At 33.8% G+C, this 14,182-nt stretch carries 12 protein-coding genes; 4 read left to right on the top strand and 8 right to left on the bottom strand.

Features of this window, described 5'->3' with window-relative positions; all coding sequences use genetic code 11:
- Window positions 1-30: 30 nt before the first annotated feature.
- The 4 genes from UABHE_RS14900 to UABHE_RS14885 all read right to left on the bottom strand — a co-directional run bounded on the left by UABHE_RS14900 (window position 31) and on the right by UABHE_RS14885 (window position 2,647).
- A complete protein-coding gene (locus UABHE_RS14900; RefSeq protein ID WP_372371127.1) occupies window positions 31-510 on the bottom strand; it encodes an HAD domain-containing protein in 480 nt (159 codons plus the stop codon).
- A 99-nt stretch (window positions 511-609) separates the two neighbouring features.
- Window positions 610-1,614, bottom strand: coding sequence for a signal peptide peptidase SppA (gene sppA / locus UABHE_RS14895; RefSeq protein ID WP_372371126.1), 1,005 nt, complete (start codon window positions 1,612-1,614; stop codon window positions 610-612).
- Between the two features lie 14 nt (window positions 1,615-1,628).
- The gene (locus UABHE_RS14890) at window positions 1,629-2,363 is read right to left on the bottom strand and encodes a biotin--[acetyl-CoA-carboxylase] ligase (RefSeq protein ID WP_372371125.1); all 735 of its coding nucleotides are present in this window, start codon (window positions 2,361-2,363) and stop codon (window positions 1,629-1,631) included.
- Window positions 2,360-2,647 carry a hypothetical protein gene (locus UABHE_RS14885; RefSeq protein ID WP_372371124.1) on the bottom strand — a complete coding sequence of 96 codons (288 nt, stop codon included), beginning with the start codon at window positions 2,645-2,647 and terminating at the stop codon, window positions 2,360-2,362. Before UABHE_RS14885 ends, UABHE_RS14890 begins: the two co-directional genes overlap by 4 nt.
- A 269-nt stretch (window positions 2,648-2,916) precedes the next feature.
- On the opposite strand from UABHE_RS14885, the gene UABHE_RS14880 reads away from it, so the two are divergent.
- Entirely contained in the window at window positions 2,917-7,104 is a 4,188-nt protein-coding gene (locus UABHE_RS14880; protein ID WP_372371123.1) for a hypothetical protein, read from the top strand.
- Between the two features lie 87 nt (window positions 7,105-7,191).
- On the opposite strand, the gene UABHE_RS14875 is transcribed toward UABHE_RS14880, so the two are convergent.
- Window positions 7,192-8,280, bottom strand: a complete 1,089-nt coding sequence (locus tag UABHE_RS14875) for a hypothetical protein (protein WP_372371122.1) — start codon at window positions 8,278-8,280, stop codon at window positions 7,192-7,194.
- Between the two features lie 128 nt (window positions 8,281-8,408).
- Here UABHE_RS14875 and UABHE_RS14870 point away from each other — a divergent pair, with 128 nt between their 5' ends.
- A complete protein-coding gene (locus tag UABHE_RS14870; protein WP_372371121.1) occupies window positions 8,409-10,124 on the top strand; it encodes a hypothetical protein in 1,716 nt (571 codons plus the stop codon).
- An 18-nt stretch (window positions 10,125-10,142) separates the two neighbouring features.
- Window positions 10,143-11,138: a C45 family autoproteolytic acyltransferase/hydolase gene (locus UABHE_RS14865; RefSeq protein WP_372371120.1), complete on the top strand. Its 996-nt coding sequence runs from the start codon at window positions 10,143-10,145 to the stop codon at window positions 11,136-11,138.
- A gap of 75 nt (window positions 11,139-11,213) precedes the next feature.
- Here the strand turns inward: UABHE_RS14865 and UABHE_RS14860 are convergent, their stop codons facing one another.
- From UABHE_RS14860 to UABHE_RS14850, 3 genes are all read right to left on the bottom strand, one after another.
- Window positions 11,214-11,429 carry a hypothetical protein gene (locus UABHE_RS14860; protein ID WP_372371119.1) on the bottom strand — a complete coding sequence of 72 codons (216 nt, stop codon included), beginning with the start codon at window positions 11,427-11,429 and terminating at the stop codon, window positions 11,214-11,216.
- Between the two features lie 122 nt (window positions 11,430-11,551).
- Window positions 11,552-11,746 carry a four helix bundle protein gene (locus UABHE_RS14855; protein WP_372371558.1) on the bottom strand — a complete coding sequence of 65 codons (195 nt, stop codon included), beginning with the start codon at window positions 11,744-11,746 and terminating at the stop codon, window positions 11,552-11,554.
- A gap of 12 nt (window positions 11,747-11,758) precedes the next feature.
- On the bottom strand, window positions 11,759-11,893 hold the full coding sequence (locus UABHE_RS14850) for a hypothetical protein (RefSeq protein WP_372364459.1): 135 nt from the start codon (window positions 11,891-11,893) through the stop codon (window positions 11,759-11,761).
- 175 nt (window positions 11,894-12,068) lie between these two features.
- Here UABHE_RS14850 and UABHE_RS14845 point away from each other — a divergent pair, with 175 nt between their 5' ends.
- Entirely contained in the window at window positions 12,069-14,177 is a 2,109-nt protein-coding gene (locus UABHE_RS14845) for a tetratricopeptide repeat protein (RefSeq protein ID WP_372371118.1), read from the top strand.
- The last annotated feature ends 5 nt before the right edge of the window (window positions 14,178-14,182 follow it).

Raw genomic sequence — 14,182 nt, 5'->3', positions numbered from 1 at the left:
TTTGGTTACTCGTTTACACTAAAGGCTGTTTTATCGAGTCAAAATAGAGATCGCTTTTTCCGCATCTTTGTTTGTTAACCCAACTCTAAAATCAGTTTTCACATGAAAATTTCTAAAAAGAGAAAATTCATCATCATCATCTATAATTACAAATGCGCTAATGTCAAAGTTTGACTTCAACCACACTCCAACTTCATCTCCTTTTTTAGACCAAATTCCTTCTTTTTGGAAAGGCAGAGTAGTTGTGTCTCTCACAATTCCATTGAAACCGCGATTAGTCAACATCTCATTTAATTCAACTAAATTAAATTTCTGGCGCCAAGTAGAGCAAACAACGACTTCGCATTCACTTCTACTAACAATCAAATTCAAAATTTCAACTTTTTGCGGATCAATCATATGTATACCATGAAATCCAGCATTAGGAGCACTGAAGCAATCCATTATTGGCTGCATACTCTCAAAATTTAAAACCCCATCAATATCTAAAAATAAAATTTTCTTTGTCATATGTTCGATTCTAGATAAATTTTACAATTATTTGCGAAGGCACAAAACAACCCCACACCACACTTAACGATAATATACCTACGGTCAAGATATTTATTACTACGGGCGCCACAGGTAATAAAAATTAGCAGTAAATTCTTTTCTTATCATATTTTGAAGAGAACCTTGTACGCTAGACTCTGCTTTTAACAAATCAAGAAATGCATTGCTATTTTTCTTGTATTCAACAAAAGATACCTCTTTGCGCTTTAATCCTGACAATTCACAAATAACATCTTGTGCGTCGGAAAAATATCCTAATTCATCTACTAATTTATGTGCTAGAGCTTGTTTTCCCGTATAAATTCTACCATCAGCTATTTTTTTCAATTCATCTTCTGGCATATCCTTTAGTTCGCTTCTTCCTGCACGTACTTTTTCTAGGAAGGTGCTGTACATTTCTTGCAAGATACTATTTAGTATCTCGCGTTCACTATCAGTAGTTTTTCGCGAAGACGATCCGATATCTTTATGTTCACCTGACTTAATAACAACAGACTCAATACCTAGTTTGTTTTCTAGTAGTTCCTGCGCTTGATAAAAAGACATAATAACACCAATGCTTCCGGTAATTGTGGTAGCATGAGATATAATTTTGTCGCACGCCATTGCCATATAGTAACCACCTGATGCAGCTACACTATCAAAATAAGCAATAACAGGTACATTCATCTTGCTCTTGTATTTGGCGATGGTATTGTACATTTTATCTGTAGCAGTAATTGTTCCCCCTGGAGAATTTATATTCAAAATAACTCCGCGAATGTTTTTATCTTTTGCTGCTTGCTCAAATACTTTTTCTATGTACTTTGATTTCACAATGTATGAATCTGGGCCACTATCACTAATCATACCTTCAACAGAAACAACCAGTATTTTTAGATCTTTGTTGTTGCCTTCTAGCTTTTCTTCTGAAAAATGTTTTTCGTTGTCTAGCGTACTTGCGTTCTGCATTGCTGAAGAACCAAGCAAAACTACATTTAGCATTATGCTTACAAAGAGAACACAAATAAGTACTACAGAGAGTATAGAAAAGAAAAAACCAGAAAAAAACTTCTTAAACATAATTATTATCCTTATCATATTTGTAAATGTATTTGCTGACCTTTTGTATCGCGAATAGTCATACTACCGTCTGCATGTAGTTTTTGAGCAATACCAGCATGAATTTCATTGTGTTTTGTGTACCTATAAACATTGTATTGAGTCTTGCGGCAATATTCCCAAAACAATTCACGATAATCTTCTTCTCTATTTGTCAGGTATACATTATGTAGCAAACGTTCAATTATCCTAACTCGTACATTGTCATCTTTTATTTCTTGCATTTGTAAGGAAGTTGCTGTGTTTGGAATTTCATTTTCTCCCGAGTAAACATTGATTCCCATCCCAACAACAATCCACTTGAGCTCATTGTCAACATTTTCAATGAGTATGCCACCAAGCTTCTTATCGTTAAAATACAAATCATTGGGCCATTTTAATGTTAAATGAGTTTGTATCTCAGGAAAAACATCTATTAATGTTCTGTACAATACTACACCTAGATAAAAGTTGAGAGTAACAATATCGTGAACAAAAGCATTAGCAGTAGCAAAGGAAATATAAATATTTTTAGCTTGGGAATCCCATGTTCGACCGTATCTTCCGCGGCCTTTGGTTTGCGAATTTGCAATTATTACCCACTTATCAATATATTTTTTACGGCATAACTCTTTACATTTTTCATTAGTAGAATCAATCTCTTCGTAAAATTCGAAATGCAAGTCATTAAATTTTTCTTCGAGATATTGCTGTTTGGCAAATAAATTCACGCTTCTTTTTCCCGCGACTCAATAAACTTTTTTACCACTGTTTTTTTCACATTTACATAGCGGTCAAGATCGCTTTTCCGGACTTTTTTGCGATGACAAATCCAATCTTTGCTTTTCTTTTCCATGAGAAGCTGTTTTTTGTAACCGTAGTAAACTATATCAATAATAGTTTTTACTTTGAACTTTTCACTATTTTCCATGGCTTTTATCTGTATAGCAGCAATCTTGCTACCACCGGACATTAGTGAATGTTCATTTTGTACTTCGTTGTATTCCCAATCCATTGTTTTCTCCTACTTTCTTATACACTCATATGGTTTTGAGTTTACTTATATAGCGTTTTTTGTTAATCTGTGAAAAATGTATGTTTAGGAATGTGGCCAAAATAAATCATCCCACTTACTTGCTCTTTTGTATTATAGCGTTGTTATTATAAACTAACAAAACAACAGCTAAGTTTCATTTATAATGCCTAGCTAAAATACAAAATTTCAGCGTAATAGGGACATTTTTTTTTGGCCGCATCCCTATTTGTTTTATTGAAGAGACAAGTATGACAACTAACAAAAACCCAAAAAAAATTATCGGTTTTCGTGCAGGTGATTCTACACAAATCATAAAATATTACATTGACAATAAACTCAATGCCGGAAAGACAAATCGTCAAGAACTCATTAACGATATTGTTTCTACAAAAAAAGGCGTTTTTATTCTTCGTGAAAAATATATTCGCGATGTAATTCAAATGCATCAAAATTTGGGATTGCTCGACTTGTATGTTCCACATACAGAAGAATATACCTTGCCAAAAGAAGATTTTTTGCATATAGCAAAAATCGAAATGCCAGATATATACTCGAGTATAGGTAATCCGGAAACTATTCCAGAAATTGTCATTCTTCTGCGAGAACCAACATCTAAAGAACTATCAACATATAGCCTACTACATTTTCGTCGTTATTATTGGTCGCTAATTTTTCATGGCGAGATCCATAAAATTCAAATGCAGTGGGAAAAAGAAAATAAAATTTCTGATTATCAAATTAATGGTTTCATTGAAAGTATTGGACGAAATATTTTTGAAGAAATACGTTATGTATTATTCCATGAAAACTTACTGTTCGATCAAAAAAACGATCGCGAAGTTTTTTATGAATTTATTGCTTATTTTCTGCAATTCTACAACTTTGCTCCTCAAAGCTTAGCAAAAATCTTCCCGATATTAACTAATTATGAAGAAATCTACAAGAAAATAGTCGATTTAGGATTTGATGTTGAACAGCTACTTGCTCAATCACGTCCTAACAACGCCATTGCTGTAGAAGAACTTATTATAAAAAGAGAATATCGCCTCAAAGATCCTAATCCAGATCTTCCTACATTTGAAACGCGTTATCATTTAGATAAAATATACGAAAGTCCACAATTTCAAGAGTTTTTTGGCGATAACAAAGCCAAATTTCGTCAACAATACGGCAATTTTATTGAAGAAGTTATTAACGATGTAGTTGACTACAATGGTATTGTTGGACGTTGCGATTTCAAACAACTCCATGCAAAAGCTTTTCGTAAAAATATAGAACTACCCACAGCTAGTTTGCTACAACTCGATATTATTTTCAAAAAACAATTAAAGACTCTTTACCAACCATGTTCACGTTTACAGCGCCGCATATTTTCATTTTCTCCACAAAAATTACTTAAAAATGATAAATACCGTATTTCTATACGAAAAAACATAGAAAAAATACTACCAAAGATAGAAAAAGATCAAAAGAAAATACAAGCAAAAGCTGCCAAAGGTAATTTTCTTTTAAAATTGATGTTCCCACTATGGCTAGTGTGGCAAATCTTAGCAATCGTTCCACGGCTGCTCTACCCTGCAATTCGTTTATTTCAATTCCGTTCACCGTTAGCACAGAAAATAGTACACCGAAGTATTCGTCGTAAATATTGCAACTCTCTTCGTATTGCTTATTATGCAAAACATAAAGGAAATATGGCCCGCGCTTTTATGGAGTTTAAAAAATGCCAGCGTCATCTTTCTACAATTGTAAGGCCTATAGAGATGCCAAAAAACTCACCTCTATACCAAACAATCACAAAAGAAGCTAATGCGTGTTTAAGTAGTATACAAGAAGAATTTGCTACAGAGTATAAATACAACGATAAACAAAAAGAAGAGCTTAAAAAATGCTTTGAGTACATTTTGAAATTAAACCCCTTACAACATTTGCACCGTAGATTATTGCAAGATATCCAAAAATCTTATGTTGACTCGCGTAAGGTCTATTTTAAAATATCGTTTTTTCAGTGGTTATTTTCTTTTGGTAGAGTAAGTTTCAAAACGCCTTTACCTGCATTAGCTCATTTAAAGAAAATTCGTTCTTTGCGTTCTATACAAAAACGAATATACAACTTACAATTGCGAAAATATGAAATAAATTTACTTATAGGTCTTATGCAGCGTACATTTGAAAATGAAGAAAACCGCATACGCGAACATTATCGCCCTCTTTTAGAAAAGGCTTTTATCGAAGCTGGCCTAAAACCTAAAAACTATGAAAAAGATAATTTTTCTCCACAACGCGAATGTATAGCTTTATATAAAATGCAAGAAGAAATTCTCGATCTTTTTGTTGAAAAAGGCTATGTCCATATGACTGACTTGCGCGATATTATCAGTCGCAACCAGTTAAAAATGAATGACTTGAAGAGTCCCCAAGAGTTTATTCTTGGCGATCAACTTCTACGCTTAGATAAAAAAGTAGACAAAGCACTTCTTGGCGTTCATCGCCGCGGTGAAATGTACATGCGAATGATCCACCGTGTAAGCTCTCTTTTATTTGGTTTTAGTATTGGTCGCTGGTGCGCAAAGTATATAGCAGCTCCTTTTGGAGGTGCGTATGCGCTTATCGAAATGTGCTTATATATAGGTAAGAAATTTGGTAAGCTTTTCAAAGATTCCTTGGAAATGTCTGCGTATCGCCTGAATGTTCTTCGCGAACACTACATATTTCCTTTAGATCAAAAAACTTCCACAAAACCAATTCTAGTCGCAGCTATTGGCTTATCTATTTTGTTTTTTTTCTATACAAAAACAGGTCAACGCCTAGGTAAACAAATATTTCATTTCTTTGTTAAATTTCTACGGATATTGTTTATTAAACTCCCAAAATGGTTGTGGTTTTTTCCACCCATCCAATTTCTTTATAAATTAAAATTTTGGCGTTTTTTAAACATCTTTATATTTCGACCAGCACTGTATACATGCCCAATTACAGTACCGATTGTTCTCTTTACGAGTATAACTACATACTTAAATGGCTATCTATTTGTTCTGTTCGGAATTGCGTTCGGAAATCTAATTATAAATACTTCTATAGGTCGAAATATTTTTGACTACCTAGAAGACCGAATAACTCACTTGATTTATGAATTTAATCGCACAGTATTTGTAGGTGTTTTTCACTTAATTGTTGAAGGGTTTAGCGCTGCAATTCAGTGGATTGAGCGCGTTCTTTACGCTGTCGATGACTTCTTTCGTTTTCGCCAAGGTGAAAATATTATTTCTCAAATATCGAAAGCAATATTTGGGAAAATATGGTTTGCAATAAACTATCTTTTCCGTTTTACAATAAACTTAATTGCAGAACCGCAAATCAATCCAATTAAGCACTTTCCAATAGTAACAATTTCACACAAAATCATTCTTCCTTTCTCATACCCTCTTACTATTGCGATGGAAGAAACACTTATACCTATTCTCGGAGATTCTTTCTTACTTGGTCTTGGTATGACAGTGGTGTTTTTGTTTATTCAATTTGGATTACCAGGAATTTGTGGATTTATGGCATGGGAATTCAAAGAAAACTGGAAACTGTACAAATACTCTAGCTCACAAATCATAAAACCTGTGGTTGTTGGTAGTCACGGAGAAACAGTTCCACGACTTCTCAAAACGGGCTTTCATTCTGGAACAATTCCAAAGTTGTATAGAAAGATTCGTAAAGACAAAGAAGGCACCGCCAAAATTGCATACTCTCGTAAAATAGAGTATGAGCATCACCACATTTGTCATGATCTAGAAAAGTTTATATCGCGTTCTTTTTGTAGTCAATTTAATATAAACACGCGTATGCGTGACTATTTACGAAGCACTAAAGTAGGTCATGCATCTATTCATAATCAAGGCATTAGTATACCAATCACTCTATATCAAAAAGATAGAGAAAATGTCACCCTTAAAATTGTTTATGAGCTGCAATCTGACTTGATTTGCTCTTACATTGAGGGAGATCTTTCTGATTTACACGAGGATATCAAAGACTATGTTTTGCTTACGCTTGTAGTTATATGGAAAGAGTCAGATGTTGACATTATTCACGACCAAATGAGAGAATATATAGCAAACAATTTACGTTTAGAAGAAGAATGGTACGCACTTTATAGTTTAGATGAGGACTATTTAGTCCTTAAAATACGCAGTGCTAAATCACTAATGCCAGTAGGAGAAATAACTTACTACTTAGGTCATGAAGAGATCAAACCACGCGTTACCAGAGCATTTAGTAGTCAAAGTACTTTACCTACAGTAAAAAGAGAAGATTTACTTATTAAATATTTTGATATGTCCTGGCAAAATTATGATACTTGTACACAAGACTTTCTCACCAAGAAGACAGATTACACTAAAGATGCAATACCTCCGTTTTTACATCAAACATATAAAAATACCTAAAATAGCAAATAAAAAAAGCTCCCATTATGGGAGCTTTTTTTATTTGTACTCAAACATTAACAGTTAGCGTAGGTAGTTATTATATGATTATTTTTCAACCCAAACATTTACAACACCAACAACTGTAGCTGTAGAATTATTGTATTTATCTAAGTACCCATGACCAATGTTACAAGTGCTTTTCTTTACAATTCGCGTGCGAATTGTACTGCCCTCGACCTTAACATTAATCCAAACGCCTGGCATTATAGTACTAGCTGTACACGGATGGCATTTAGTACTGACATTATGAAAATAGTTTTTAGATCCATATTTTGGGTAATCAAGAGGCATAGTAGGGTCGAGATAAAGAATACGACCATTCTTAGTTGCATCCCAAGTAATATTATCCCACTCTTTTGAACCTACCGGCCACCAAATAAAACCGCCGCATCCTTTAGAGGACAACTTCTTTTTCTTGATCTGCATGCTAAACTTTACGCTTTTTTCTACTTCACCGCGATTTAATTTTTGTGGAATAATGTGCGCTAAACAATTAACATCGTTTACAAGCCAATTATTGATTGTCATTTCATGAGAAATTTGTGCTGAGGCTGTAACAAAAGAAGCAACGTCCATGTTAAATGTAAAAGGCTTAGTAGGATCTTCTGCATTATAAGCCATACATTTCCAATTATTTGTAGTTGCAGATTCACTATAAACCTCAACTAAACGGAAATTTTTGACTGCATAATCGTAAGAAATTTTTGTTTCACTGCCATTTGCTTGCTGACCAATAAAAATTTGTTCTTGTTGGTTATAACCAACAATAGTGCAAGTGGTACCAAAAACTGCCTTTTCTTCTTTTACAATCCACATGTAGACATTAACATGGTAACCATTTGCAAGAAGTGCTTCTACAAGTCGTGGGTTACTCAAACTATAAAAACATTCTTGTGGTTTTTCGTCACTATTGTAAAAAGGTTTGCACTGAGGTGCTGATTTGGAATAACTGTTATTGACCACTGTTGGAACAGTCTGTTCACCATAACTTACATATTCACTAAACTCTCCCGTTAATTCGCTAACAGTTTCAGGAGAATTAAACATTTGCAAGTTAAAATAAACAACAGGAAGTTTTTCACTGCAAATAAATGACGCAGTAAGAAAAACACACAGTATTGCTTTTTTTAACATCTGACCATCCTATCTTTTAGGAAAAACATAATATTAGAGTGTTGCGATATAAATCGTTGTATTATTATAATATAGTTCGAAAACATTCTCAATAAAAAGTATAAATCTTAGGCACAAGAAAGTTTAAAATGAACATAGAAAAAGCTATTCTTATAATACGAAGTATAACGATGGTACTTCTAGTTTTGTGTTGCACTTGTTTCGCTACTTTGTTAGCGTTGAATATTTCACATACATATACACTGAAAAAAATTAATGTCGACAAAGAAGTAGAAAAGCAACTACAAAACCTCTCCAAAAATGACAATATTTTTATTTATAGTAAAAATAAATTGGCATATTTGTTGAATAGTAATCAACATAATCTAGTTGAAGTATTTTCTAATATTGCAGTAGAAAACAACCTTATTCCACAACAAATAAATACTGCTATTATTCTTTACTGTCAACAGCATGACCTACCATATACACTACCTAAAATTTTTTCCAAAAATGAACAAGATAAATTATGGATTGATGCTGGGCAGCAAATTTTTGTACTATTTTTACAAGAGAAAGCTCTTTATCGAAAATACTCGACAAAAGAAATCGTTAAAGAAGTGAATTCTGATATTTCATATTTTAAATTGCTTATGCTATATGACATTCTTGTTTTTATTCTACTAATTTTTAGCTCTTTTTGTTTGATACGCCAATTTAAAAGCGACAATCCTCGTTATTCTCTCGCAGCGCTTATCACTATCGCTATCGCCATGTCCTTACCTGTACTTTATACCACACTTTTAGAGCTGTTTGTAATCGCTGTCGTCCTCGTTTTTGTTATCCAAACGTATATATACTACATACGAGAAGATACACTGCACTATTCAGGAGCGATTGTTTTATTCGCACTTGGCATACTACTTTTAATAGTACGGGCACAAGCAGATGATGATATGTGGATTATTCCAGGGTTACTATGTACTATTGCTTTGGGATGGATGAAACTTTCATTGAAAATTTTCAAAAAAGCCGGACAAGAAAATCTACCCAAATTTGGAATTACTTTCTCAAATACAGCAAAGGCAATTGCCTGGTTATCAATTGTTGCATGTTTATCTTTCTTGGCCTATGTTTTTTATTCATATGCTACTTTACCACCGCTTAAAAAATTAAATCCAGGAGCGATAGAGCAACAAATAGACAAAAAAATAGAGGACTTAGACAAAATATCACAACACAGCATTTTAGTTCGTGCATGGACCTTTAGTTATCAAAAAATAGACGAGATTGGTTATGTTTTTTTCGAAGAAGAAGATCATGAAGCTTTTGATAAAAAAGAAGTGCCACCATCTGTCATTTTGAAAATAACTCAATATTTTCCCAATGAAGATTTAACAATAGAGAAACAACTAGTGCATTATAAAGATTACTCATGGTGGATTAGCACTAAGGACTTTAAAGTAATACTTAAACACGGCGCATCGGGAGGTGTTCTAGAGCATGTAAAATCAAAACTTCAGAGAATAACACAGATAAACAACAAGATAGATGAGAGTTACGCAATTATTAAAACATCAATGATAACTTTAACCATTAGTTTTGTTCTAAACATAATCTGTATGCTACTCATAACCATGAACAAAATACCAACAACAGCATCAATCTTTAGTCTTCTGTTCATTTTAACAATATCCCCCTTTGTATTTTTGATTCTAAGTTTATTTGATTATACCTATGAACGCCAAGTAATCGCTTTTTTTATAGATGCTTGTATCCCACTTTTAGTGATAAATCCTATACTACTCATATTACAATTGTTTTCCAAATACAAAGAGAAAATAAAGTCGATGTGGACAATATAACCGCTGTAAAGGAACACTATGATAATTACCAATACTCCATGGATACAAGCTCCAGAAATAAATATCGATATTGATAAATCGTTTAATGAGACATTAACGAAATATGGTGAGGAGCTTCAAACAGCCATCGATGATCTACTTAGCTCTGTTTCTGCTGAAATTTTAAACTTAGCGCCAAATATTTTATATTTAGCTCACATTGTTAATCTAAGAACCTCTGGACGCTTTTTTCGAGAAGCAAAGGCCGTTGCCCAAGTTTCGGGTGGAGATTGGCGAGTAATCATGATGATGGGAATGGCTTACGAGCTAATGGCTCTAGCTTGTTCTACAACAGCAATTGCTACGGATATTGGTCCTGTTCTTGCCCGTAACATGGACTTTTGGCCAGAACGCGAACTGGCAAGGAATACATTTAAAATAACTAAACGAAAAAACGGTGAATTCATTAACTCTTGCGCTGGTTGGCCTGGCGCGTTAGGAGTTGTAACGGGACTTTCAGGAAAAGGTTTCGCATTTGCATTAAATGCCGTTTGGAGTAGTGAGCGATTGCGTAAAACAGGTTATCCCGTATTATTGTTTTTGCGAAAAGTACTCGATAACGCAAATAGTTATGAAGAAGCCGTCAAAATGCTAACAAAACAAAAGTTGATGTCTGCGTGCTTGATTACTCTTGTTGGAAAAAAGAATGAAGAACGTATTGTAATAGAACGCACTCCGTCGAAGGCATATTACCGGAAACCGAAAGGAGATGAAGCACTCATCACAACAAATCACTACTGTTCAAATATAGATGCCAAAGAGAACGCAAATGTTTTAGCACAAACAAGCTGCAAACGTTTTGATACAATGTCTTGCTACTGTGCATTTCCAGAATATAAGAACCCGAGTGATGAACTTATTCTTTCTATATTAAACGACCAGGACATCATGCAAGGAATTACAGTACAACACATTATTGCTCGACCAGCCGAACAAAAAATGTTTGTTGGCATTCCTAAACGCTTGCGAAAGTAATTTAAGATAACTTAGTACTACAGTTGTAATTAAAATAACAAGAAAAAGTGAAAGCGAGAACAAAAAGGACAACTTTTAACTCAAATCCATAAGAGGTAACAGCATGAATTTTCTTTGGAAAAAAAGAAGTGATCTGACTAAAAGTAGTTTCAATCCTTTTACGAGCATAGAAACTAATGCTGTTGTCATAATTTCTGAATTAGTCATTTTAACTTGAGGATCTTCTACAATCTTGAGTACTTGTGTTATCTCATCACATATACAGAAAACACTTATAATTTCTTTTTCCATGACTTTCTCGTTCTTGTTTTTCCTACTTTAAGAGAAGAGTCGTTATAACAGTATAAAAAAACGATGTGTGTAATTCGATTTTTGAGGTTCGTGGTCGTGGATCGATATTCCATGTGCGAAAATTAGACTATTAACTTTGAAAGCATACAAATTATTCTATAGAGTAGTTTTTTGATTTTCTCTTTTTCTTTTGAGTCTATTATTTGGGCTATCTTAGCAACATCGAATACTGCACTACATTCATTTGCTGATGCTCTTGCTATAGAGAAAAACCTTGCTTTCTCTTTTTTGCTAAATTTGGCATTGCCTTCTGCTATATTAAGAGGGACTCAAGGCGATGCTCTTTTTAGCTGATCCTTTAAATAGCTGTAACCTGATGGCATTTTCTCCATCACATTAAATGTTTCTTTTGTATATTCTAGTGATACTTGATATACATCTAATTTTTCATGATTAAAATTCATTGCATTACCCTTACTTTGTGCCACGATTGCGTCTCACGAATTCGAACCGCGCACATCGAATTTGTAAGAGTAATTATACCAGACTATACGACAAATTTTATAGGTCGCAACTTGGGTTATTCCTAACAAAATGTTGTCTTTTCGTAGACAAAAAAACAAAATAGAGCGAGACAAGATGCAAAAAAAATATCGAGTGTTTGGAAAATACCAAATCATAAGCGAATTGGGTCGTGGTGGTATGGGAGTCGTGTACAAGGCTTACGACACAATATTAAAGTCGAACGTTGCTCTAAAAATGATACTCAACAAAGAACGAGAACATATTGGTCGTTTCTTCACTGAAACTACAGCCATCGCGAAACTAAACCACCCAAATATCGTGCGCTTTTACGAATATGGTGAAAATCCATATCCTTATTTTACGATGGAGTATATTGAAGGTTATACACTTGCTGACCTGATCAAGCACAAGAAAATAACTCCCGAGCAACTCATTGATATACTAATTCCAATTTGTGACGCACTCCACTATTCGCACCGCAACGAAATCATGCATCGTGATATAAAGCCAAGTAACATAATAATAACAAAAGATGGCGTTCCAAAAATTATGGATTTTGGGTTAGCAAAAAGAGAAGATAAAACGCAGCTTTCTAAGTCAGGACAGATTCTAGGTACCGTCGCTTACATGTCGCCAGAACAAGTAAGAGGTAATGCAACATACAAAAGTGATATGTACTCTCTTGGAGCTTCAATGTATGAAGCACTGACATTTCGTACTGTTTTTCAAGGAGCAACAGATATAAATGTCATTATGCAAATAATGGATGATGCACCTCTAAACTTGCGACAGCTAAATCCTGATATTTCACCTTATCTTGAAGCTATTTGTCTAAAATGTTTGCAGAAAAAACAACAAAAACGCTATCAAAATTTTAAGCAACTATCTAAAGAATTTATTAATTATAAAGAACACCGTCCAATCATTGCGAGACAATACTCTTTGCGAGATGTACTTACAAATTTTATCGCGAAACACAAGGTTATTTGTTTTAGTTTGCTCTTTATATTTATAGGCCTTACCATTTCGCTTTTCATTACTTTAAAAGCCTTGGCATTTACAGAGCAAGAAAAACGCAAAACGAAAGCAACATTAAACAAAACGATGGAAGTTATTGAGTATTCCCTCAAAAAATATCAAGTTTTACAAAAAGATAAACAATTTGCACGTTTATGTGACAATATTTTTGAAGATCTCGAAGCGTACGGAGAAAACAAGGATTGGAGTTTTATTAAAAGTTATATAGCATCTAAAAGCGGTGATATTCGCAATAGTCTACGGTATAGTAGTGAACAAATACAATTAAATCCTACTAACGCTTTAGCATACTTCAATCGAGGTGGTTTATACACAAGAATAAAAGAATATGAAAAAGCTCTCGCAGACTACAACAAAGCTCTTGAACTCACTTCTGGATATAGAGATGTGCACTTCAATCGTGCGATTCTCTACACCAAAATGAGAAAATACAATAAAGCTCTTGTAGACTACAGCAAAGCAATTGAACTTGATCCCAAATTTACCCAATCATATATGAATCGTGGAAGTTTATATCAACAGATAAAAGAATACGGGAAAGCTCTCATAGACTACAACAAAGTAATCGAACTTAATCCCAAATTTCACAAAATAAATTATAGCCGTGGAACTTTATATACCGAAATAAAGCAATATAGAAAAGCTCTCGCGGACTATAGCAAAGCAATAGAATTTAATCCTCAATCTATCGGTACATACATGAATCGAGGCAGTTTATATACAGAAATAAAACAATATAGGAAAGCTTTAGCAGACTACGATAAAGTAATAGAGCTTGACCCTAAACTTGCAATGGTGTACATGAATCGCGGTCTTTTGTATATAGAAAGAAAACAATATGATAAAGCTCTAGTAGATTGTAGCAAAGCGATAGATCTCGATTCGAAACTTTTGAATGCATATGTAAGCCGTGGTCTTGTGTATCAAGAAACAAATGAATATGAAAAAGCCTTAATAGATTATAGTAAAGCAATAGCGCTAAACCTATCAGACAACAGTTTAACCCATTTATACAGAGGATATGTCTATATAAATTTAAAGCCGTATAATAAAGCAATAAATGATTTTAAAAAAGTAACTATCACTTATCCCCAAGCTGCACACAAGGGATTATACCATGCATACAAAAATTTAGGAAATGGCAACAAAGCTAAGTACCATTTATTACGAATCAAAAACAAATAAGAAAA

It is taken from the genome of Candidatus Uabimicrobium helgolandensis (genome assembly GCF_041508025.1).
Taxonomy (GTDB): domain Bacteria; phylum Planctomycetota; class Uabimicrobiia; order Uabimicrobiales; family Uabimicrobiaceae; genus Uabimicrobium; species Uabimicrobium helgolandensis.
The sequence above is the reverse complement of the archived record's forward strand: the minus strand, read 5'-3'. Positions and strand labels throughout refer to the sequence as shown.